Here is a 19156-nt window from a genome sequence, read left to right on the forward strand (position 1 = left end):
GCGATGGCGATGTATCAAGCAATTTGTTCATTGCCTGACACTCCGCCATCGCAGGCAAGCCAGCTCCCACATTGGACTTTCGGTGCCTGGAAGGTCAGGCCGGGAAGTTGGCGCGCAGTGCCTCAAGCCCGCCGCTGTACACGCCGGCAAACAACTCCTCCACCGCCGCATCCGTGGTCCCCGCCGCCGGGGTGAACACGCCGGACCACGTCACTTTCGCCGACTCATCGGTCAACGCCTCAACCTGCAACGTCGCCAGGTAAGCACTCACCGGAAACGGCGACTGCTCGATGGTGTAGCTGTAAGTGCGCGCCACGTTATCAAAGCTCTGCAAGCGCTCGACCACCACACCGCCGTCCGCGGTTTGCAAGTGACGCACACGCCCGCCGTCGCTCGCCTCGCTTTTGACGATAAACGGTAGCCAATCGGGCAGCGCGTTAAAGCCGCCAATCAATTGCCAGACCTGATCGGCCGAAACCGGAACCTCAATCACCGAAGAAGCTGTCGCCACAATAAATACTCCAAAAAAATTACAAGAATTCAGATCGCCATGCTGTCGACAACACCACCGTCGACGCGCAATGCAGCGCCCGTGGTGGCAGAAGACAAGGGTGAAGCAATGTACGCCACCAGGTTGGCCACTTCATCCACATTTGCCGCGCGCTGGATGATCGACGTGGGCCGCGCATTGCGCACAAACACGTCCGCCTCTTCCCGCGCACTGCGCCCGGACTTGGCGGTGGCGTCTTTGAGCATCTGCTCCAGGCCGTCGGTAAAGGTCGGCCCCGGCAGCACCGCATTGACCGTCACACCGGTGCCGGCCAGACGCTTCGCCAAACCATGGGAGACCGCCAGATTGGCACTTTTGGTCACGCCGTAGTTGATCATGTCCGCCGGCGTTGCCACCCCGGATTCCGAGGACAGGAAGATCACCCGCCCCCAGCCCTGCTCAACCATGCCCGGCACATAATGCCGCGCCAGGCGCACGCCGGAGATCACATTGACCTCGTAGAAGCGCGTCCATTCGCTGTCTGGTGCGTCGAAGAAATCCACATCGTTGAAGATGCCCAGGTTGTTGACCAGGATGTCGGCGCGCGGTTCGGCCGCAAAGAGTTTCTCTGCGCCTTGCGCTGTGCCGAGGTCCGCCACCAGCCCGCGCAGATCCGCGCCCGGCACTGCCTGACGAATGCTCGCCAGGGCGTCGTCAACCTTGCCCGCTTCCCGCCCGATCACCACCACAGTGGCGCCGGATTGCGCCAGGGCCTGGCTGATGCCCAGGCCGATCCCGGCAGTGCTGCCGCTGACGATGGCTACTTTGCCGCTTACATCGATTTTCATCTGAGAACTCCTGAAGTTAGCGCGGCAGCGGTGCGCTGGCCGACATCAACTGTGCGTCGCGCAAGGCCTGCCAGAAGGCTGCCGGAATCTTCTCTGACAGCGCCGCGACGTCTTCGGCAATCCGCCCCGGACGACTGGCACCCGGAATCACGGCGGCCACCGCCGGGTGGGCCAGGGAGAACTGCAGCGCAGCAGCTTTCACGCTCACGCCATACGCTTGGGCAATCGCCTTGATCTGCTCGACCTTGCTGATAATCGCCGGGCTGGCCTTCTGGTATTCGAAGTGCGCACCGCCCGCCAGGATGCCCGAGCTGTAAGGCCCACCGACGACGATTTCGACGTTCTGCGCCAGCGCGGCATCCATCAGGCGTTGCAGGGCACGCTCGTGGTCCAGCAGGGTGTAGCGGCCGGCGAGCAGGAAACCGTCGGGCTGCGCTTCGGTCAGGTCCAGCGTCAGTTCGCACGGCTCGACGCGGTTCACGCCCAGGCCCCAGGCCTTGATCACGCCTTCTTCACGCAGACGGGTCAGCACTTTGAAGGCGCCGGTGCGGGCCTGGTTGAAGTAGTCCAGCCACTGGTCGCCGTAGAAATCCTGGGCGATGTCGTGAATCCACACGATGTCCAGACGGTCGGTTTGCAGGCGCTTCAGGCTGTCCTCGATAGAGCGCAGCGTGGCGTCGGCGCTGTAGTCGTTGAGCATCTTGTTCGGGCGGCCATGTTCGAACACACCGCTTTTTTCGCCGAGGTCGCGGGCGCTTTCTTCGACCTCGTCGAGAATCACGCGGCCGACTTTGGTGCTGAGCACAAAGTCATCGCGGTTGTACTGCGACAAGGCTTGGCCCAGGCGGATTTCCGACAACCCCGAGCCGTAGAACGGCGCGGTGTCGAAGTAACGCACGCCGCTGTTCCACGCAGCCTCGACGGTGGCCTGGGCTTCGTCTTCGGGAATGGCGCGGAACATATTGCCCAGCGGTGCAGTGCCAAAGCCCAGCTGGCCAGGCAGTGTGTCTTTCAAGCTCATGGTGGTTCCTCAATCGGGTTCAGGGTCGCTGTGACCGCTGAGCAGATCCTAGATTGCGTAGATCGGACCGTCCAAGACATACTGCGACCAACTTGAGTCCTGCGAGGTCTTACATGATTGATCTGCGCCAACTGCGCTATTTCGAAGTGGTTGCCGAAGAAGAACACGTCGGCCGCGCCGCCGAGCGTTTGCACATCTCCCAGTCGCCCTTGAGCCGGCAAATCGCCCAGCTCGAAGAGCGTTTGGGCCTGACCCTGTTCGAACGCAGCCAGCAGCGCATCCGCCTGACGCGCGACGGCCAGACGTTTCTGGCCGAAACCAAGGCGCTGCTGACCCACGCCAATCGCCTGGAGTCCCTGGGCAAACGCTTGGGTCGCGGTGAAGAAGGCGGCCTGTGCATCGGCTATATCGAAAACGCGATGCATGCCGGCGTGCTGCCCAACGCCTTGCGCGTGTTGAGAGACGACCGCCCCACCGTGCACATCAAGCTGTACAACTTGCCGTCGCTCGAACAGCTCGAAGGCCTGCGCCAGCGCAGCCTGGATATCGCCCTGGTCAGCGAACCACCGGCCGCCGATGACCCGGACCTGACCGCGCTGCAAGTGCTGGACGACCCCATGCTGCTGGCCCTGCCTGAGCATCATCCGTTGGCCAAACACAACGAACTGCTGCCCGAACACCTGGCCGATCAGGAATGGATTGGCGTGCAACGCAAAGCCGGCGCCCACCCGGCTGATGACTTTGTCGCGGCCTGCATCCGGGCCGGTTTTACCCCGCAAATCCCGATGGAAGCCAGCGAACCGTTCACCGCGTTGGGCCTGGTGGCCTCGGGCTTGGGCGTGGCGATGGTGCAAAAAGGCTTGAGCCGCAATGCCCCGCCCGGCGTGGTGCTGCGTGAGCTGCCGTGGCTGACCTACACCACACCGTTGTGGGCGGCGTGGCATCGGATCAATCTGCGCCCGCTGGTGGAAACCTTCCGCAAAGTGCTCACCGAACCCCAAGGCTGATGGCGATCAAACAGGTGGGAGCAGGCTTGCTCGCGAATGCAATGAGTCAGTACCGAACAAGCCAACTGACACTGCGCTTTCGCGAGCAAGCCCGCTCTCACATTTGAATCGCGGCGCATCAGCTCACCCTCTCCCGCAGCCGGAACCACAACATCCCCAGCGCCAGCAGCGGTGAGCGCAAGGCCTTGCCGCCCGGAAACGTCATGTGCGGCACCTGGCTGAAAATGTCCAGGCCCTGGCTATGGCCGGCATGAATGGCTTCGGCCAAAAGCTTTGCGCACCAGTGGGTCACGTTCAGCCCATGTCCGGAATAGCCCTGGGCATAGAACACATTCGGGTATTGCTTGAGCCTCCCGACTTGCGGAAAGCGGTTGGCGGTGATGCCGATCTTGCCGCCCCACTGGAACTCGATGGCGGTGTTCGCCAACTGCGGGAATACCTTGAGCAGCTTGGGTTGCATGTACGCGGCGATGTCCACCGGATCACGCCCGGAGTAGTGACAGGCACCGCCGAACAACAGACGCCGGTCGGCGGAAAGCCGGTAGTAATCCAGCCCGACTTTTTGGTCACACAGCGCCAGGTTCTGCGGGATCAATTGCTTGGCGACAGCCTCGGACAATGGCTCGGTGGCGATGATGTAGCTGCCCGCCGGCAGCACCTTGCCGCTTAAGCGCGGTTCCAGTTCATCCAGGTGTGCATTGCACGCCAGCACTAGATGGGCGGCGCGCACCGTGCCAGCGGCGCAGCGCACTTGCACGGTGTCGCCGTGGATCAGTTCGAGCACCTGGGTGCGCTCGAAAATCCGCACCCCCAGCGACTCGGCCACCTGCGCCTCGCCGAGTACCAGATTCAGCGGGTGCAGGTGCCCAGAGCCCATGTCCACCAAGCCACCGGCATAGACCGTCGAACCGACCACCTGCTGCATGTCCTGCGGTTCGACCAGCCGAGTTTCATGGGCATACCCAAGCGCCGCCAGGCTCTGCTGCTCGCCCTTGAACGCAGCGAATTGCGCGGTGGTATTGGCCAGCTCGCAAAAGCCCCAGCGCAGATCGCAGTCAATGCTGTGCTGACGAATGCGCTCGCCCACCAGCGCCACCGAATCAATCCCGGCCCGCTCCAGGTAACGCACGCCCTCCTCGCCTACGTACTTGGCGAACCCCGACACGTCGTGGCCGATGCCGCGAATCAACTGCCCGCCGTTGCGCCCGCTGGCGCCCCAGCCGATGCGCCGGGCCTCCAGCAGAATCACCGAGAGCCCGCGCTGGGCCAGTTCGATGGCCGTATTGACCCCGGTGAAACCGCCGCCGATCACGCACACATCGGCGCTCAGGTCGGTGCCCAGCGATGGACGCTCAGGCATGGCATTGGCCGAAGCACGGTAATAGGACCGGGCGTGGTCACTGGATGAAATCATTTGTTGGTCTTCACTTTGCTCCAGGCGCGGGTCATCAGGCGCATGGTCGCCGGGGTCGGCGTGGTGGAAATGTAGAGTTTGTCGAGCACTTCCTGGGGCGGGTACACCTCAGGGTTGTTCACCAGTTCCGGCGCCATGAAAGGCTTGGCGGCGGGGTTGGCATTGGCGTAGCCGACCGAGGCACTGACCTTGGCGATCACTTCGGGGTCGAGCAAATAGTTGATAAAGGCATGGGCCTCTTTCGGGTTGCTCGCGTCGGCTGGGATGGCCAGCAGGTCAAACCACAGGTTGGAGCCTTCCTTGGGAATCGAATAGGCGATATTCACGCCGTTCTTGGCTTCCTTGGCGCGGTTGGCGGCCTGGAACACGTCGCCGGAATACCCGAAGGCCACGCAGATATCGCCGTTGGCCAGATCCGAGATGTACTTGGAGGAATGGAAATACGTGATGTACGGCCGCAGGGTCAGCAGCTTGGCTTCGGCCTGTTTGTAGTCCTCGGGGTTCTCGCTGCGCGGGTCCTTGCCCATGTAATTGAGGATCGCCGGGAACAGCTCGTCCGCCGAATCGAGGAAAGCCACGCCGCACTCGTGCAGCTTTTTGATGTTCTCGGGTTCGAACAGCACCGCCCACGAATCGATGTGGTCGATGCCCAGCACTTGCTTGACCTTGTCGACGTTGTAGCCGATGCCATTGGTGCCCCACAGGTACGGCACTGAGTGCGCGTTGCCCGGGTCGTTTTTCTCCAGCAGCTTGAGCAGTTTGGGGTCGAGGTTCTTGAAGTTGGGCAGCTGCGAGCGGTCGAGCTTGAGGAACGCGCCGGCCTTCACCTGGCGCGCCAGGAAGTGGTTGGACGGCACCACCACGTCATAGCCGGTGCGCCCCGCCAGCAACTTGCCTTCCAGGGTTTCGTTGGAATCGAACACGTCGTAGACCACCTTGATCCCGGTCTTGGCCTGGAAATCAGCCAAGGTGGTCTCACCGATATAGTCCGTCCAGTTATAGACGCTGACCGTCGGCGCGGCTTGGCTGGCACTGCTGAACGCGGCCACCAGGGCCAGCGGGAGAAGCTTTTTCACAAGACGCATATCGACACCCCTTTTGAGTTTTTTTAGACGCTCAACAGCAGGAACTCACGTTCCCAGGAACTGATCACCCGCTTGAAATTCTCATGTTCGGCGCGTTTGACCGCCACGTAGCCGCGCACGAACTTCTCGCCCAGGTACTGCTTGACCGTGTCGCAATCCTCCATCCGCGCCAGCGCGTCTTCGAGGGTGAACGGCAGGCGCAGGTTGCGGCGCTCGTAGGCGCGGCCTTCCACCGGGGCGCTGGGCTCGATCTTTTCGATCATGCCCAGGTAGCCGCACAACAAGCTGGCGGCAATTGCCAGGTACGGGTTGGCATCGGCGCCCGGCAAACGGTTCTCCACGCGCATCGCGTCGGGACTGGAAGTGGGCACGCGCAGGCCGACGGTGCGGTTTTCTTCGCCCCACTCCACATTCACCGGCGCCGAGGTGTCCGGCAGGAAGCGGCGGAACGAATTCACGTTCGGCGCGAACATCGGCAGCAGCTTTGGGATGTACTTCTGCAACCCGCCGATGTGGTGCAAGAACAGCTGGCTCATCTTGCCGTCGGCATCGACAAACACCGGTTTGCCGGTGGCGATGTCCACCACGCTCTGGTGCAGGTGCATGGCGCTGCCCGGCTCGTCGGCCACTGGCTTGGCCATAAAGGTCGCGGCCACGTTGTGCTTGAGCGCCGCTTCGCGCAGCGTGCGTTTGAACACGGTGATCTGGTCGGCCAGGTGCAGGGCATCGCCGTGGCGGAAGTTGATTTCCATCTGCGCCGGGCCGTCTTCGTGGATCAGCGTGTCGAGGTCCAGGCCCTGCAGCTCGCACCAGTCGTAGACGTCTTCGAACAGCGGATCGAATTCGTTGGCGGCGTCGATGGAAAATGACTGGCGGCCGGTTTCGGCGCGACCGGAGCGACCCACCGGGGTTTTCAATGGCAGGTCCGGGTCTTCGCAGCGCTGGGTCAGGTAGAACTCCATTTCCGGCGCCACAATCGGCTGCCAGCCTTGCTCGGTGTACAGCTGCAGCACCTTTTTCAGCACGTTGCGCGGCGACAGCTCAATCGGGTTGCCCTGCTTGTCATAGGTGTCGTGGATCACAATCGCGGTGGGCTCGATAGCCCACGGCACCACGTACGTGGCGTTGGACACCGGGCGGCAGATCATGTCGATGTCGGCCGGGTCGAGCAGGTCGTAATAGATATCGTCGTCGACAAAGTCCCCGGTCACCGTTTGCAGCAACACACTTTCCGGCAGGCGCATGCCTCGCTCATGCAGGAACTTGTTGGTGGGCGCAATCTTGCCGCGTGCGATGCCAGTCAAATCACTGATCACGCATTCGACTTCGGTAATCTTGTGTTCTTTCAGCCAGGCGGACAGCTGATCGAAGGGGGCGTTCATAAGGACCTCGTCATGGGTTGGATGCATGCGCCTGCTTGTACTCGCGGCGCATTGAGGTCTATCTTGATGCCGCCGCACGCCGGCATCTATCCACTTTGCACCCACCATAACGCACCAATAGAGTGCGCCCAGGTTACCCATGACACAGGCAACAGCTTTGCGCGTACAGGCTTTCACCACCGGTGATGTGGCCGCTCAATGCAGTGCGACACCCGGTTGGGTGCAGCAGTACCAGCAGATGTCCCCAGGGCATTTTGCCGGGCAGATCCGTTACCTCGACCTGCAAGGCGTGCAGGTGTACGAAGAGTGCATGAACACGCGCGTGGAGCAGAACTTCAACGCGCCGCCCGGCGCATTGGCGTTCTGTTTCGATGGCAGCGACAACGCGCTGTACCTGCTCAATGGCGAAAGCCGCAACACCTGGATCACCCCGGAAAACTACCGCGAAGTGGCCGTGGTGTTCGGCCCGCAGTTCGTGCAGCGCCAGGGCCTGGATGTGGCCCGACTTGAAGGCCTGTTCATGGCGCCGCTGACCTGTCAGCAGAACGCGCTGTTCACCCGTTGGCTCAGCGGCACCCTGACGCGGTTGTCCGCCACACTCGACCCGATCAGCCGCGATGCCCTCACCCAGCAGTTGCTCGACGATTGCCTGTTCATCCTCGACAACGCCTGCGTGTGCCTGGACCGCAGCTCATTGCAGCGACGCAGCGACGAACGCCTGCTGATGGCGCGCATCGGCGAGTGGGCAGCGGATGCGCCGGATGAAACCGTCAACTTGCTGGAATTGGCGCAAATCGCCGGCGTGCCGCTGCGCCAGTTACAGCAAGGCTTCAAGACCTACACCGGAATGAGCCCGGCGCAGTGGTTGCGTCTGCGCCGGTTGAACGGGGCGCGGCGCGAGTTATTGACCTCAGCCGACACCACCGTGGCCGAGGTCGCGATGAACTGGTCGTTCTGGCATTTGGGGCGGTTTTCGAATAGCTACCGCGCATTGTTCAAGGAACTGCCCAGTGAAACCCTGAAGCGTTCCAGCTGAAAGGCGGGACGACAGAACCATTCGCGATAACTTGTAAAACCCCGCACTTCCCCCTAGCTTATGCGCCCCCCCGTCCTGCGCTTTAAGGCCCTGCCCCCATGGTTTTGCGTTTTCGTCCTGCCGTTCACTCACGTTTCGCCCTCGGCCTGCTGCTCAGCGGCGGCATCGGTAGCAGCCTGGCAGCTGAAATAGAACTGCCGGCGGTGAACGTCCAGGGCCAGGACGAGTCCGGCTACCGCAGTGAAACCGCATCGGTCGGCGGCTTCGCTGAAGCGCCATTGCTGGACACCCCGGCCTCGATCACAGTGATCAACGCCGCGCTGATCAAGGACCAGCAAGCGCGCCTGCTCAGCGAAGTGCTGCGCAACGATGCCTCGGTCGGCGACAGCTACGCACCGATTGGCTATTACGAAAACTTCGTGGTGCGCGGCTTCTCGCTCAATGCGGCAAGCAGCTACAAGATCAATGGGCGTACCGTCACCGGCGAGCAGAACGTCGCCCTCGAAAACAAGCAGCAAGTGGAAGTGCTCAAGGGCCTGGCCGGTGTGCAGAGCGGTATTGCCGAGCCCAGCGGTGTGATCAACTACGTGACCAAACGCCCGCAGGACGTGCGCTCGGTCACAGTGTCCACCGACGATCGCGGCAGCGGTTACATCGCCACCGATGTCGGCGGCTGGTTCGGCAGCGAGCAGCAGTTTGGCCTGCGCGCCAACGTGGCCCATGAAGACCTCAACAGCTATGTGGAGCACGCCAATGGCCAGCGCGATTTCGTGTCCCTGGCGTTCGACTGGACGATCAGCCCCGACGCGCTGCTGCAACTGGATGCGGAGTACCAGAACAAGCAACAGCGCTCGGTGCCGGGTTATCAGCTGCTGGGCGGCACCGAGGTGCCGCATGACGCGTCGCCGAAGAAACTGCTGGGGCACCAGAGCGGTTCCAAACAGGTGGGCATCGACTCGCTGAACCTCAATGGCAAGTTCGAATACCGTTTCAGCGATCAGTGGAAAGGCACTATCAGCGCCGCGCGCAGCAAGGTGGTGATTGATGACTACAGCGCGTTTGCCTGGGGCTGTTATGGCTCGACCAGCTGTAGTTCATCGAGCGTGCCCAACCATTTCAGCCCCGAAGGCAACTACGACGTCTACGACTATCGCAGCCCCGACGATACCCGCCGTGACGATGAAGTGCAGGCTGCAATGACCGGGCTGTTCGACACCGGAGGCCTGGGCCACGAGCTGACTGTGGGCAGCAGCGCGTTTCGCCGGGTGATCGACAAGCGCGAAGCGGTCAACGCGTACATCGGCAGCGGCAATATCAACGAAGACGCACCGACCTTCGCGCCCACCGACGAACCGCTGAAAGACAGCCACCGCAACCTCGACAGCCGCCAGTACGGGCTGTTCGTCACCGACCGCATTCGCTTCAACGAGCAATGGCAAACCATTCTTGGCGGCCGCGAAGTGCGCCTGGATGAAAAAGCCTATGACGATAATGGCAACCAGGCTCGCCACACCCAGCAATACGTGTTCCTTCCTCAAGCTTCGTTGATTTACAAACCAGTGGAAAACATCTCGCTGTACGCCAGCTACAGCAAAGGCCTGTCGCTGGGCGGCATGGCGCCTTGGTTCGCTGAAAACGCCGACGAAACTCTGGCTCCAACCGTGTCACGGCAAATCGAAGCCGGCGTGAAATACGACTGGCGCCGAATTAGCTTCGCCGCCGCCGTATTCCAGACACATCAGGCCTATCAGTACGCCAAACCGGAAGATGGCAAGTTCACCTACGTGCAACAAGGCCAACAGAAAAATACCGGCCTGGAACTCTCCGCCAACGGCTGGGCCACCGACCGCCTGCAAATCGCAACCAGCGTGGCGGCGATTCGCGCGCGCGTGAGCAACAGCGGCACGCCGGAATACGAAGGCCATCAGGCGATCAACGTGCCCACGCTGCGCGCCAGCGTGTACGCCGACTACGCGTTGCCATGGGTGAACGGTCTGGCGCTGCTCGGCGGTGTGCAATACAGCGCCAAGAAATACGCCAACCGCACCGGCAATGTTGAAGTGGGGGATTATGCAGTGGTCAATGTCGGCAGCCGCTACACCACCAACGTCGACGGCTATGAAACCGTGTTTCGCCTGAGCGTCGACAACCTGTTCGACAAGCGTTACTGGCGCGACGCCGGCGAATACATGGGCGATGACTACCTGTTTCAGGGCGCGCCGCTGACGGCGCGCCTGAGTGCTTCGGTCAACTTCTGAACACCCGCGGCGCTGCCAGACACAGCGCCGCCACGCCACAGATCAACAGGCACCAGCCCAGGTTCTGGGCCCAGGCCACCAGCCCAAGCCCGGCGCCGATCATCAAGTAATACAGCAAGCCGAACACTGCGGCGGCCGTGCCAAGCCGGTCGGGATAGCGCACCAGCGCGGCACCCAGCACATTCGGGATTGCCATGCCGAATGCCAGCACCACCAACAGCATCGGCCATACAAAGAGCCAGCTGTCTTGCAGCAGCACGACGAGCAAGCCCCCCAGTGCCGCTACGCCAGCGGCGCTCAGCACCAACTGCTCACCGTTCATGCCACGCTTGAGCAACCGCTTGTTCAGCCACGCCCCAAGCCCCGAACCCAGCGCCAGCAGCACGCCGCTGTAGCCGAACTCGGCAGCGGACAAACCCAGCCGCGCGAAGATAAACGGCCCCACGCTGTAATAGCCGAACAGCGCAATATTGAACGCCGCCACCAGGCCGACCGAGCGCCAAATGCCTGCGTCCCTGAGCATCAGGCCCAGCGTTTCGGGCAGCGACGCCGTCGACACTGAGGCAGGACGCGTCTCGGGCAAGGCCCACAGGCACCAGCCCCACAACGTCAGCGCCGCCAGCAGCAACCCGGCCAGCATGCCGCGATAACCGAAGTACGCCACCAGCGTCGCGCCACTGAACAAACCCAGCGCAGGACTCGCAGCCAGGGCGATGCCCATTATCGAAAACCCCTGGGCCAACTGCGCACCGTGGAAGCGATCGCGCAGCACCGTCTGCGTCACCACCGAGGCGACCGCCGCACCAAACGCCGCCAGCGCCTGGGCCACTAACAAGGCATTGAACGTGGCCACACTCAAGGCCAGCACCGAGGCCGCCACATACAGGGCCAATCCGGCCAACATCACCGGCCGCCGCCCCCAGCGATCACACAGCCGACCCCACACCACGACCCCGAATGCGAACGCCAGGAAATACACCGACAGGGTCTGCCCTGCGCGTTCGGGCCCAACCGCAAACGCTTCGCCGATATCACCCAGGGCCGGGCTGTAAAGGGTCTGGGCCAATTGCGGAAACATCAGCAACGCCACAGTCAGCACCAACAGGTTTTGCACGTTCATTGACGACTCCTTGGTATAAACAACGCCAGGAGTTTAAGGACCGGCAACTGGGGTATTATCCAAACTTCGCCATTTTATCGATCAAATCGGACAACCTATGGCCTGGCTTGCCGCCGACGCGTCTTTCGACCCCGACCGCCTCCCGGCGCCGGTCATCGGCATCGCCGCACTGCTCGGCGACCATGACTCCGGCCTGCATCGGCACCAGCGTGGGCAACTGTTGTTTACCCAACAGGGCTGCACCCGCATCACCCTGGACAACCAACTGTGCCTGCTGCCGCCCTCCCGCGCGGCATGGATCCCCTGCGGTGTGCCCCATCGCGCGGTGATGCACAAAACCGTGGATTACCGCTCTGTCTACCTGAGCGCGGCATTGGCTGATCAGTTGCCCAAACAGGTGCGGGTCATCGAAGTCAGCGCCTTGCTGCGGGCGGTGCTGGAACCCATGGCGATGGCGCCGTTCGAGACTGATTGGCACGCCGGCCGGCATGCCCATCTATTGGGGTTGTGCCTGGATGAAATCCGGCAGGCCGCCGAGCAACCGATGCTCCTGCCCTTGCCGCACGACAAGCGCCTGGCCCCGTTGCTGGCCGATCTCGACAGGTTGCCGCCAACGCTGCAAGTGCTGGAAAAACAGATTGGCGCCAGCACCAAAACCATCGGCCGGATTTTCCTGCGGGAAACCGGCCTGGGGTATCAGCAATGGCGCCAGCAGTGGCGCTTGATGCGGGTCATCGAACTGCTCGCCACCGGGCGCAGCCTGGGCTACTGCGCGTTCGCGCTGGGCTTTGCCAGTGACAGTGCGTTGATCGCCTTTTTCAAGGGCATGACCGGCACCACGCCACGCGGGTATTTCAAATCAAGCTGAAGGCTTACTTGGGCATCTTGCGAAAGCCCACGGCCAGGCGGTTCCAGCTGTTGATGGTGGCGATGGCCACGCTCAAATCGACCTGCTCCTGGGCGCTGAACTCGGCGGCCAGCGCGTTGTAGTCTTCGTCTGCGGCGTGGGTCTGGCTGAGCAGGGTGAGGCTTTCGGCCCAGGCCAGGGCGGCACGCTCACGTGGGGTGAAAAACGGCGTTTCACGCCAGGCCGACAGGGTGTACAGGCGGCGCTCGGTTTCGCCGCCCTTGCGGGCGTCGGCGGTGTGCATGTCGAGGCAGAAGGCGCAGCCGTTGATTTGCGAGACGCGCAGGCGCACCAGTTCCAGCAGCGGGAGTTCGAGGGACAGTTTGTCGACAGCGCCTTCCAGGGCGAGCATGGCTTTCATGGCGTCCGGGGAAGCGGTGTAGAAATCGGTACGGGTTTGCATGGTGATACTCCAGAACGGTGGGGATTGGTGGCCAGAGTAGTCACCGTGAGTGCCTGGAGAAATATCCAATTGCGGGGAAGATTGGGTGGCCAATGTGGCGCCCGTGCGGGAAGGTAAAACGATCAACCCGGCAACGGAATCACCCGCAGCCGCCTGACCGACTTGTACGAAAAACTCGAATAGATCTCCTTGACGCAGGGCAGCGTTTGCAACACCTCGCGCGCAAATTCGCCGAACGACTCGAGGTCCTTGGCCACCACCTCAAGCAAGAAGTCATAGCGCCCGGACACGTTATGGCACGCCACAATCTCGGGAATTTCCAACAACCGCTGCTCAAAGGCGCGCGCAATGTCCTGGGTATGACTTTCCATCATGATGCTCACAAACGCGGTCACCCCGTACCCCAGCGCCTTGGGCGACAGGATCGCCTGGTAGCCGCTGATCACCCCGCTCTCTTCCAGGCTGCGCACCCTGCGCCAACACGGTGAGGTGGTCAGGGCCACGCGGTCAGCCAGCTCGGCCACCGTCAGCCGGGCATTGCCTTGCAGCGCGTTTAACAGTGCTTTATCGGTGCGATCCAGACTCACGGGCATGATGTGCCTCTATTCATTGTTTTTATCGACGTTTCGACCCTTAACCCGGGCATTTCCAGCAAATTTTGCAACGTTCATCTTTGGTTATGAGCATAGCATCGTAGGAAATAAGGAGCGTCCGGCATGAACAATAAACACAATGCATTCGGCTTTTCCACTCGCGCCATCCACCACGGCTATGACCCCAAGGACCACCACGGCGCCCTGGTGCCGCCGATCTATCTGTCTGCCACGTTTGCATTCCCCACGGCTGAATACGGCGCTGCCTGCTTTGCCGGTGAAGCCAGCGGCCACTTCTATACGCGTATCTCCAACCCGACCCTGGCGCTGCTGGAATCGCGCATGGCCACCCTGGAAAACGGCGAGGCCGCCGTGGCGTTCAGCTCCGGCATGGGCGCGATTGCCGCGACGTTCTGGACCTTGTTGCGTCCGGGCGATGAGGTAATAGTCAGCCAGACCCTCTACGGCTGCACGTTCGCCCTGCTGCACCACGGCATCGGCGAATTCGGCATCAAGGTGCGCCACGTCGACCTGACTGACCTGGCCGCCTTGCGTGCGGCGCTTTCCCCCGCGACCCGCATGATCTACTGCGAGACGCCGGCCAACCCCAACCTGCGCCTGGTGGACATTGCGGCGGTCGCCGCGCTTGCCCACCAGCAGCCCAACGTTACCGTGGTGGTCGATAACACCTACTGCACGCCCTACCTGCAACGGCCTCTGGAACTGGGCGCCGACGTGGTGGTGCACTCGGCGACCAAATACCTCAGTGGCCATGGCGATATCACCGCCGGCATCGCCGTGAGCAACCAGGCCCTGGCGCAGCGCATTCGCCTGCAAGGGCTCAAGGACCTGACCGGCGCGGTGATGTCACCGCAGGATGCGTCGTTGCTGATGCGCGGCCTCAAGACATTGGCCCTGCGCATGGACCGCCATTGCAGCAATGCCCTGGCGGTGGCCGAAGCGCTGCAGGCACACCCGGCCGTGCAGTGGGTGACCTACCCCGGGTTGCGCGCTTTCCCACAATACGAATTGGCGGCGCGGCAGATGAAGCAGTCCGGCGGCATGATCGCCTTTGAACTCAAGGGCGGCATTGCAAGTGGGCGCCGCTTCATGAACGCCCTCAACCTATTCACCCGTGCGGTCAGCCTGGGCGATGCCGAATCACTGGCCCAGCACCCGGCCAGCATGACCCATTCCACCTACACGCCCGAAGAACGTGCGCAACACGGCATCAGCGAAGGCCTGGTGCGTTTATCGGTCGGGTTGGAGGACATCGCCGACCTGCTGGAGGATATCCATCAAGCCCTGGCCAAGTGCACCCGCACCGTCGCGTCCCGCCGGGTCCTGGTAGAAGAGCACAGCGTGAAATAAGCCTTAGGCACCCAGTAACGCTTTCCTACAAACGGTGGTCGGACTGGTCTGACCACCGTTATGCGTTTTTAATCTGATTTTTTCCAGATTGGATCCCCATGCTTTCGTCAGGCTGTACTAGCATAGGTGCTCGACGGGTGCATTATCACTGCAGATTATTCACCCTGGTTACCTTCTTAAATCCCGTCGCGATAAGGCTGAATACCTGCACTGGAAACTCATGGACGAATTGATGAACTCACACCTGTTCCCACATATAGGCAAGGTCATCGCCAGCACCGGCAGTCGCCATTTCCCACGCATGCTGCATGACCTCATCCTGACCCAACTGGCAGTGGACGCCACCCATATCACGCAATTGCGGGTCAGTGCCGAAGGCCACACCCGCCGCAGGATCAGCCCGGTCTACACCGATTCGGTAGCCGCCTTGGGTGAAGAACAGCCCGCCGCCCAGCTGCACCTCACGCGCCGCAGGGATGATGTTCGCTATGTACTGTCGGTGTACCGCTCGCACCAGTCAGAAAGTTTTTCGCCGCAGGAACGCAGCATGCTGCAGGACTTCTCCACGCTGCTGCTGCCCATGGTCGAAAAACACATCACCGCGATCCAGCCTTGCCGCCCGACCAGCGAACCGGTGATGCCGGAAAACCAGGGCATCGAAACCCTGCGCCGGCGCATTGAAGAACGCCTGGTGCAATCGGGCCTGACGCTTTCCAACCGCGAACTCGAAGTATGTGTCGGCCTGCTGGCCGGGCGCACTGCACCGCAATTGGCAGAGCAACTGGCACTCAAGGTCAACACCATCGAGAGCTACCTCAAACGCGCGGCGATCAAGCTGGGCATCAGCGGGCGGCATTCGTTGTTGCGGTGGATGTACGCGACCGAGGAAGGCACGCTTACAGCCCTCTGAATCACCAAAACCTGTGGGCGCTGGCTTGCCAGCGCCCACATTTGATCGTTGCCGACTGGGAGTGGTCAGTCCCTGGCCAACGCCTCAATCGGGTCCAGCCGCGCCGCATTCCTGGCCGGTACAAAGCCAAACACAATGCCGATCAGGGTCGAGCACGCAAACGCGGTAATGATCGAGCCGAGTGAAAACACCATTTCCCATTCCTTCACAAACAACGAAAACAGATAGCCGATCGCAAAGGACAACGAGATCCCGATCATCCCGCCGATCAAACACACCATCACCGCTTCCACCAGAAACTGCTGGCGGATGTCCGACTGCCGCGCGCCCACGGCCATGCGAATACCAATCTCGCGCGTGCGCTCGGTCACCGACACCAGCATGATGTTCATCACCCCGATACCGCCCACCAGCAACGAAATCACCGCGATCAGCGACAACAACAGCGCCAGCGAGCGGCTGGTTTTCTGCACCGTTTGCATGATGCTGTCGAGGTTATTGGTGAAGAAATCCTTGGTGCCGTGACGTTGCAGCATGAGTTTATTGACGTTTTCTTCCACCACCTTGCTCGACTGGCCGTCCTTGATACGCACGGTGATGCTGTCCAGATGGCGCTGGCCCAACAGGCGCCCCGCCGCCGTCTCATAAGGCACCCACACGTTCAGCGCCTTGCTGGCGGCGAACATGTTTTTGTTGTCGGCCGTTACACCAATCACCGTGCACGGCAGATTGCCGACCAGGATCACCTGGCCCAACGGGTCCACATTCGGCCCGAACAAGCGATGTCGGGTGTTGTGGTCGATCACCACCACCTGGGCCTGGCGCCGCGCGTCACTTTCGCTGAAGGCAATCCCGGCTTCCAGCTTCAACCCCTTCACCTTGAAGTAGCGGTCGCTGACGCCATTGACCTGTGCATCCAGGTCGATATTGCCAAAGCGCAGCAGCAGGTTGCGGCCCACCACCGGCGTGGCGCTGTCGACGTAATACAGCTGGTTCAACGCCTCCACGTCCGAGGGCATCAATGTTTCGATGGCGGATGCGCGGCTGTCACCAAAACTGGTGCCGGAAAAGATGTCGATGGTGTTGCTGCCGATCGCCTGGATGTCTTTAAGCACATAACGCTTGGCGCCCTCACCGATGGCCGAGATCGACACCACCGAGGTGATGCCGATGACAATCCCGAGCATCGTCAGCAGGGTGCGCATGCGATGGGAAATCAACGCGACCCAGGCCATGTTGAATGCTTCCTTGAACAACCCCAGGCTCGCCACCAGGCGCCGTGCGCCGCTACGCCGGGTCTCGATGGGCGCCTCGGCGGGCACCTCCAGGCCGACGCTGTCGTTGGCCTTGTCGCTGACAATCTCGCCGTCACACACCTCGACAATACGCTGGGCATTGGCGGCCACCTTGGGGTCGTGGGTGACGATAATCACTGTGTGCCCGGCGGCGTGCAGCTCGGCAAGGATGCGCATCACCTCCTTGCCGCTGTGGGTGTCGAGGGCGCCGGTGGGTTCGTCGGCGAGAATCACTTCACCGCCGTTCATCAACGCGCGGGCGATACTCACCCGTTGTTGCTGGCCGCCGGAAAGCTGGCTCGGCCGGTGGCTGGTGTGCCCCGCCAGGCCCAGGCGGGTGAGCAAATCCCGGGCGCGGCTGTGGCGTTGCGTCTCTGGCGTGCCGGCGTAGATCGCCGGCATTTCCACGTTGTGCAAGGCGCTCAGGTGCGCGAGCAAATGGTAGCGCTGGAAGATAAAGCCGAAGTAATCGCGGCGCAGTTCCGCCAGTTGCTCATCGCCGAGCGAGCGGGTTTCGATGCCATTGATTTTGTAGCTGCCGGCGGTGGCGTAGTCCAGGCCGCCGAGGATGTTCATCAGGGTGGATTTACCCGAGCCCGAGGCGCCGATGATCGCGACCATTTCTCCGGCATGGATGGTCAAGTCGATGCCCTTGAGCGCGATGAATTCGCGCTCGCCGGCCATGAAACTGCGGGTGATGCCCTTGAGTTCCAACAGTGGCTGGGTCATGCGTCAGTTCCCCGCCACAACAGGCGTTGCGTCACCGATCACGACCTTATCGCCCTCCACCAGGCCGTCCAGAATCTGCACTTTGACGTTGTTGTTGATCCCGGTCTTCACATCCCGCGACACGGCTTTGCCCTTGGCATCCAGCACGCGCAGCGGGTAGCTGCCATCGGCGTTGCGTGAGCCGAGTGCCGCCACCGGCACCATCAGCGCGCCCTGGGCGGTGTCGAGCACGATACGCACCTGAGCGGTCATGGCGATGCGCAGGCGATGGTCAGGGTTGGGCACGTCGAACAGCGCGTTGTAGAACACCGCGGTGTTTTGCTTGGGCGTGCCGGCGGTCTGGGTTTCGAGGAAGTTCTGCGGCGCCGGCTCGGTCCCGCGCAGCTTGGCGTAGTAGCGCTTGTCGGCCTCGCCGAGGATGGTGAAATACACCTGCTGGCCGGGGCTGATGTGAATCACATCCGCCTCGGACACCTGGGCCTTGACGGTCATGGTGTCCAGGTCCGCCAGCTTGAGCAGCACCGGCGCCAGCTGGTTGGCGATCACGGTCTGGCCTTCCTGGGTGACGATGCCGACCACATCCCCGTCAATGGGCGCGACGATGCGGGTATAGGCCAGGTTGACCTTGGCGGTGTCGATCTGGATGTGCGCACTCTTGATCTGCGCATCCAGGGACAGCAGGTTGGCTTGCTGCACCTGGAAGGTGGATTGCGCGTCTTCAAAATCCTGACGCGACACCGACTCGTCGATCTGCAAGCCTTTGTAGCGCTCGTAGACAGACTTGGCCTGCTTGAGCTGCGCCGCCGTGGCGCGGCGCTGGGCCTGCAGGTTCTCTTCATCGACCTGGGCTTTGCGCAAGGTGTTTTGCAGGATCAGCGGGTCGATTTCGGCGAGCCATTGGCCTTTTTTGACCTTGTCACCAACCTTGACCTTGAGCGACTTCAACTGCCCCGAAACCTGGGCGCCGACGTCAACCTGTTTGATGCCTTCGAGCACGCCCGTGGCCAATACGGCATTTTCAATATCACCCCGTTCAGCCGTGGCGGTGAGGTATTGCGGTGTGTCGGCGGGCGCTTGCACCGTATACACGACAAGGCCGATGGCAACCGCCAATACCGCGAGCATTCCGAGTTTGCGAAACGTTGACTTATCCATAAATGACCATAAAAAAATGAAGAGGGTCTGAAGCAAAAACGGCCTGATGTGGGCGCTGGATTGCCTGTGCTTGCTGAGTGTCAGTCACCCTATGCCGGGCTGATACACCGCCATCGCAGGCAAGCCAGCTCC

The 19156-nt window shown here is 61.8% G+C and carries 17 protein-coding genes; 6 read left to right on the forward strand and 11 right to left on the reverse strand.

Annotated elements, in window-relative coordinates:
* Positions 1–94 precede the first annotated feature (94 nt).
* Genes FPT15_RS22060 through FPT15_RS22070 form a run of 3 tightly spaced genes read right to left on the reverse strand, consistent with a single transcriptional unit; the run spans position 95 to position 2359 of the window.
* Positions 95–511, reverse strand: coding sequence for an SRPBCC family protein (locus FPT15_RS22060; RefSeq protein WP_145164629.1), 417 nt, complete (start codon positions 509–511; stop codon positions 95–97).
* Positions 512–540: 29 nt separating this feature from the next.
* On the reverse strand, positions 541–1338 hold the full coding sequence (locus tag FPT15_RS22065) for an SDR family NAD(P)-dependent oxidoreductase (RefSeq protein WP_145164631.1): 798 nt from the start codon (positions 1336–1338) through the stop codon (positions 541–543).
* Positions 1339–1354: 16 nt separating this feature from the next.
* Positions 1355–2359 carry an aldo/keto reductase gene (locus FPT15_RS22070; protein WP_145164633.1) on the reverse strand — a complete coding sequence of 335 codons (1005 nt, stop codon included), beginning with the start codon at positions 2357–2359 and terminating at the stop codon, positions 1355–1357.
* A gap of 113 nt (positions 2360–2472) precedes the next feature.
* Here FPT15_RS22070 and FPT15_RS22075 point away from each other — a divergent pair, with 113 nt between their 5' ends.
* Complete coding sequence (locus FPT15_RS22075) at positions 2473–3366, forward strand: LysR substrate-binding domain-containing protein (protein WP_145164635.1); 894 nt, start codon at positions 2473–2475, stop codon at positions 3364–3366.
* Between the two features lie 118 nt (positions 3367–3484).
* Here FPT15_RS22075 and FPT15_RS22080 read toward each other — a convergent pair whose 3' ends face one another.
* Genes FPT15_RS22080 through FPT15_RS22090 form a run of 3 tightly spaced genes read right to left on the reverse strand, consistent with a single transcriptional unit; the run spans position 3485 to position 7247 of the window.
* Positions 3485–4780 carry an FAD-binding oxidoreductase gene (locus tag FPT15_RS22080; protein ID WP_145164637.1) on the reverse strand — a complete coding sequence of 432 codons (1296 nt, stop codon included), beginning with the start codon at positions 4778–4780 and terminating at the stop codon, positions 3485–3487.
* Positions 4777–5865, reverse strand: coding sequence for a polyamine ABC transporter substrate-binding protein (locus tag FPT15_RS22085; RefSeq protein ID WP_145164639.1), 1089 nt, complete (start codon positions 5863–5865; stop codon positions 4777–4779). Before FPT15_RS22085 ends, FPT15_RS22080 begins: the two co-directional genes overlap by 4 nt.
* Positions 5866–5888: 23 nt before the next feature.
* Positions 5889–7247, reverse strand: coding sequence for a glutamine synthetase family protein (locus FPT15_RS22090; RefSeq protein WP_145164641.1), 1359 nt, complete (start codon positions 7245–7247; stop codon positions 5889–5891).
* A 139-nt stretch (positions 7248–7386) separates the two neighbouring features.
* Here FPT15_RS22090 and FPT15_RS22095 point away from each other — a divergent pair, with 139 nt between their 5' ends.
* Both FPT15_RS22095 and FPT15_RS22100 read left to right on the forward strand, forming a co-directional pair.
* Positions 7387–8283 carry a helix-turn-helix domain-containing protein gene (locus tag FPT15_RS22095; RefSeq protein ID WP_145164643.1) on the forward strand — a complete coding sequence of 299 codons (897 nt, stop codon included), beginning with the start codon at positions 7387–7389 and terminating at the stop codon, positions 8281–8283.
* A 98-nt stretch (positions 8284–8381) separates the two neighbouring features.
* Positions 8382–10541, forward strand: coding sequence for a TonB-dependent siderophore receptor (locus tag FPT15_RS22100; protein WP_145164645.1), 2160 nt, complete (start codon positions 8382–8384; stop codon positions 10539–10541).
* Here the strand turns inward: FPT15_RS22100 and FPT15_RS22105 are convergent.
* A complete protein-coding gene (locus FPT15_RS22105) occupies positions 10531–11661 on the reverse strand; it encodes an MFS transporter (RefSeq protein ID WP_145164647.1) in 1131 nt (376 codons plus the stop codon). The two genes, FPT15_RS22100 and FPT15_RS22105, sit on opposite strands and share 11 nt — an antisense overlap.
* A gap of 97 nt (positions 11662–11758) precedes the next feature.
* Here FPT15_RS22105 and FPT15_RS22110 point away from each other — a divergent pair, with 97 nt between their 5' ends.
* Complete coding sequence (locus FPT15_RS22110) at positions 11759–12529, forward strand: helix-turn-helix transcriptional regulator (RefSeq protein WP_145164649.1); 771 nt, start codon at positions 11759–11761, stop codon at positions 12527–12529.
* A 4-nt stretch (positions 12530–12533) separates the two neighbouring features.
* Here the strand turns inward: FPT15_RS22110 and FPT15_RS22115 are convergent, their stop codons facing one another.
* Together FPT15_RS22115 and FPT15_RS22120 are read right to left on the reverse strand one after the other, a co-directional pair.
* Complete coding sequence (locus FPT15_RS22115; protein ID WP_145164651.1) at positions 12534–12971, reverse strand: carboxymuconolactone decarboxylase family protein; 438 nt, start codon at positions 12969–12971, stop codon at positions 12534–12536.
* Positions 12972–13093: 122 nt separating this feature from the next.
* The gene (locus FPT15_RS22120; protein ID WP_145164653.1) at positions 13094–13564 is read right to left on the reverse strand and encodes an Lrp/AsnC family transcriptional regulator; all 471 of its coding nucleotides are present in this window, start codon (positions 13562–13564) and stop codon (positions 13094–13096) included.
* A 123-nt stretch (positions 13565–13687) separates the two neighbouring features.
* On the opposite strand from FPT15_RS22120, the gene FPT15_RS22125 reads away from it, so the two are divergent.
* Entirely contained in the window at positions 13688–14935 is a 1248-nt protein-coding gene (locus FPT15_RS22125; protein WP_145164655.1) for a methionine gamma-lyase, read from the forward strand.
* A 232-nt stretch (positions 14936–15167) separates the two neighbouring features.
* Positions 15168–15845 carry a response regulator transcription factor gene (locus FPT15_RS22130; protein ID WP_178119735.1) on the forward strand — a complete coding sequence of 226 codons (678 nt, stop codon included), beginning with the start codon at positions 15168–15170 and terminating at the stop codon, positions 15843–15845.
* A 65-nt stretch (positions 15846–15910) separates the two neighbouring features.
* Here FPT15_RS22130 and FPT15_RS22135 read toward each other — a convergent pair whose 3' ends face one another.
* Positions 15911–17869 (reverse strand): MacB family efflux pump subunit, encoded by a 1959-nt coding sequence (locus FPT15_RS22135; protein WP_145164659.1) that lies wholly within the window; start codon positions 17867–17869, stop codon positions 15911–15913.
* Between the two features lie 3 nt (positions 17870–17872).
* Entirely contained in the window at positions 17873–19024 is a 1152-nt protein-coding gene (gene macA, locus FPT15_RS22140; protein ID WP_145164661.1) for a macrolide transporter subunit MacA, read from the reverse strand.
* Positions 19025–19156: the final 132 nt, after the last annotated feature.

This window comes from Pseudomonas sp. RGB, assembly GCF_007713445.1.
Taxonomy (GTDB): domain Bacteria; phylum Pseudomonadota; class Gammaproteobacteria; order Pseudomonadales; family Pseudomonadaceae; genus Aquipseudomonas.

Bases quoted from the DNA above. Each gene is read 5' to 3' on its own strand.
- FPT15_RS22115 (WP_145164651.1), bottom strand. From the start codon at position 12,971: ATGCAAACCCGTACCGATTTCTACACCGCTTCCCCGGACGCCATGAAA.
- FPT15_RS22090 (WP_145164641.1), bottom strand. From the start codon at position 7,247: ATGAACGCCCCCTTCGATCAGCTGTCCGCCTGGCTGAAAGAACACAAG.
- FPT15_RS22105 (WP_145164647.1), bottom strand. From the start codon at position 11,661: ATGAACGTGCAAAACCTGTTGGTGCTGACTGTGGCGTTGCTGATGTTT.
- FPT15_RS22130 (WP_178119735.1), top strand. From the start codon at position 15,168: ATGAACTCACACCTGTTCCCACATATAGGCAAGGTCATCGCCAGCACC.
- FPT15_RS22125 (WP_145164655.1), top strand. From the start codon at position 13,688: ATGAACAATAAACACAATGCATTCGGCTTTTCCACTCGCGCCATCCAC.
- FPT15_RS22065 (WP_145164631.1), bottom strand. From the start codon at position 1,338: ATGAAAATCGATGTAAGCGGCAAAGTAGCCATCGTCAGCGGCAGCACT.
- FPT15_RS22085 (WP_145164639.1), bottom strand. From the start codon at position 5,865: ATGCGTCTTGTGAAAAAGCTTCTCCCGCTGGCCCTGGTGGCCGCGTTC.
- macA (WP_145164661.1), bottom strand. From the start codon at position 19,024: ATGGATAAGTCAACGTTTCGCAAACTCGGAATGCTCGCGGTATTGGCG.
- FPT15_RS22070 (WP_145164633.1), bottom strand. From the start codon at position 2,359: ATGAGCTTGAAAGACACACTGCCTGGCCAGCTGGGCTTTGGCACTGCA.
- FPT15_RS22120 (WP_145164653.1), bottom strand. From the start codon at position 13,564: ATGCCCGTGAGTCTGGATCGCACCGATAAAGCACTGTTAAACGCGCTG.
- FPT15_RS22100 (WP_145164645.1), top strand. From the start codon at position 8,382: ATGGTTTTGCGTTTTCGTCCTGCCGTTCACTCACGTTTCGCCCTCGGC.
- FPT15_RS22075 (WP_145164635.1), top strand. From the start codon at position 2,473: ATGATTGATCTGCGCCAACTGCGCTATTTCGAAGTGGTTGCCGAAGAA.
- FPT15_RS22080 (WP_145164637.1), bottom strand. From the start codon at position 4,780: ATGATTTCATCCAGTGACCACGCCCGGTCCTATTACCGTGCTTCGGCC.
- FPT15_RS22095 (WP_145164643.1), top strand. From the start codon at position 7,387: ATGACACAGGCAACAGCTTTGCGCGTACAGGCTTTCACCACCGGTGAT.
- FPT15_RS22110 (WP_145164649.1), top strand. From the start codon at position 11,759: ATGGCCTGGCTTGCCGCCGACGCGTCTTTCGACCCCGACCGCCTCCCG.
- FPT15_RS22135 (WP_145164659.1), bottom strand. From the start codon at position 17,869: ATGACCCAGCCACTGTTGGAACTCAAGGGCATCACCCGCAGTTTCATG.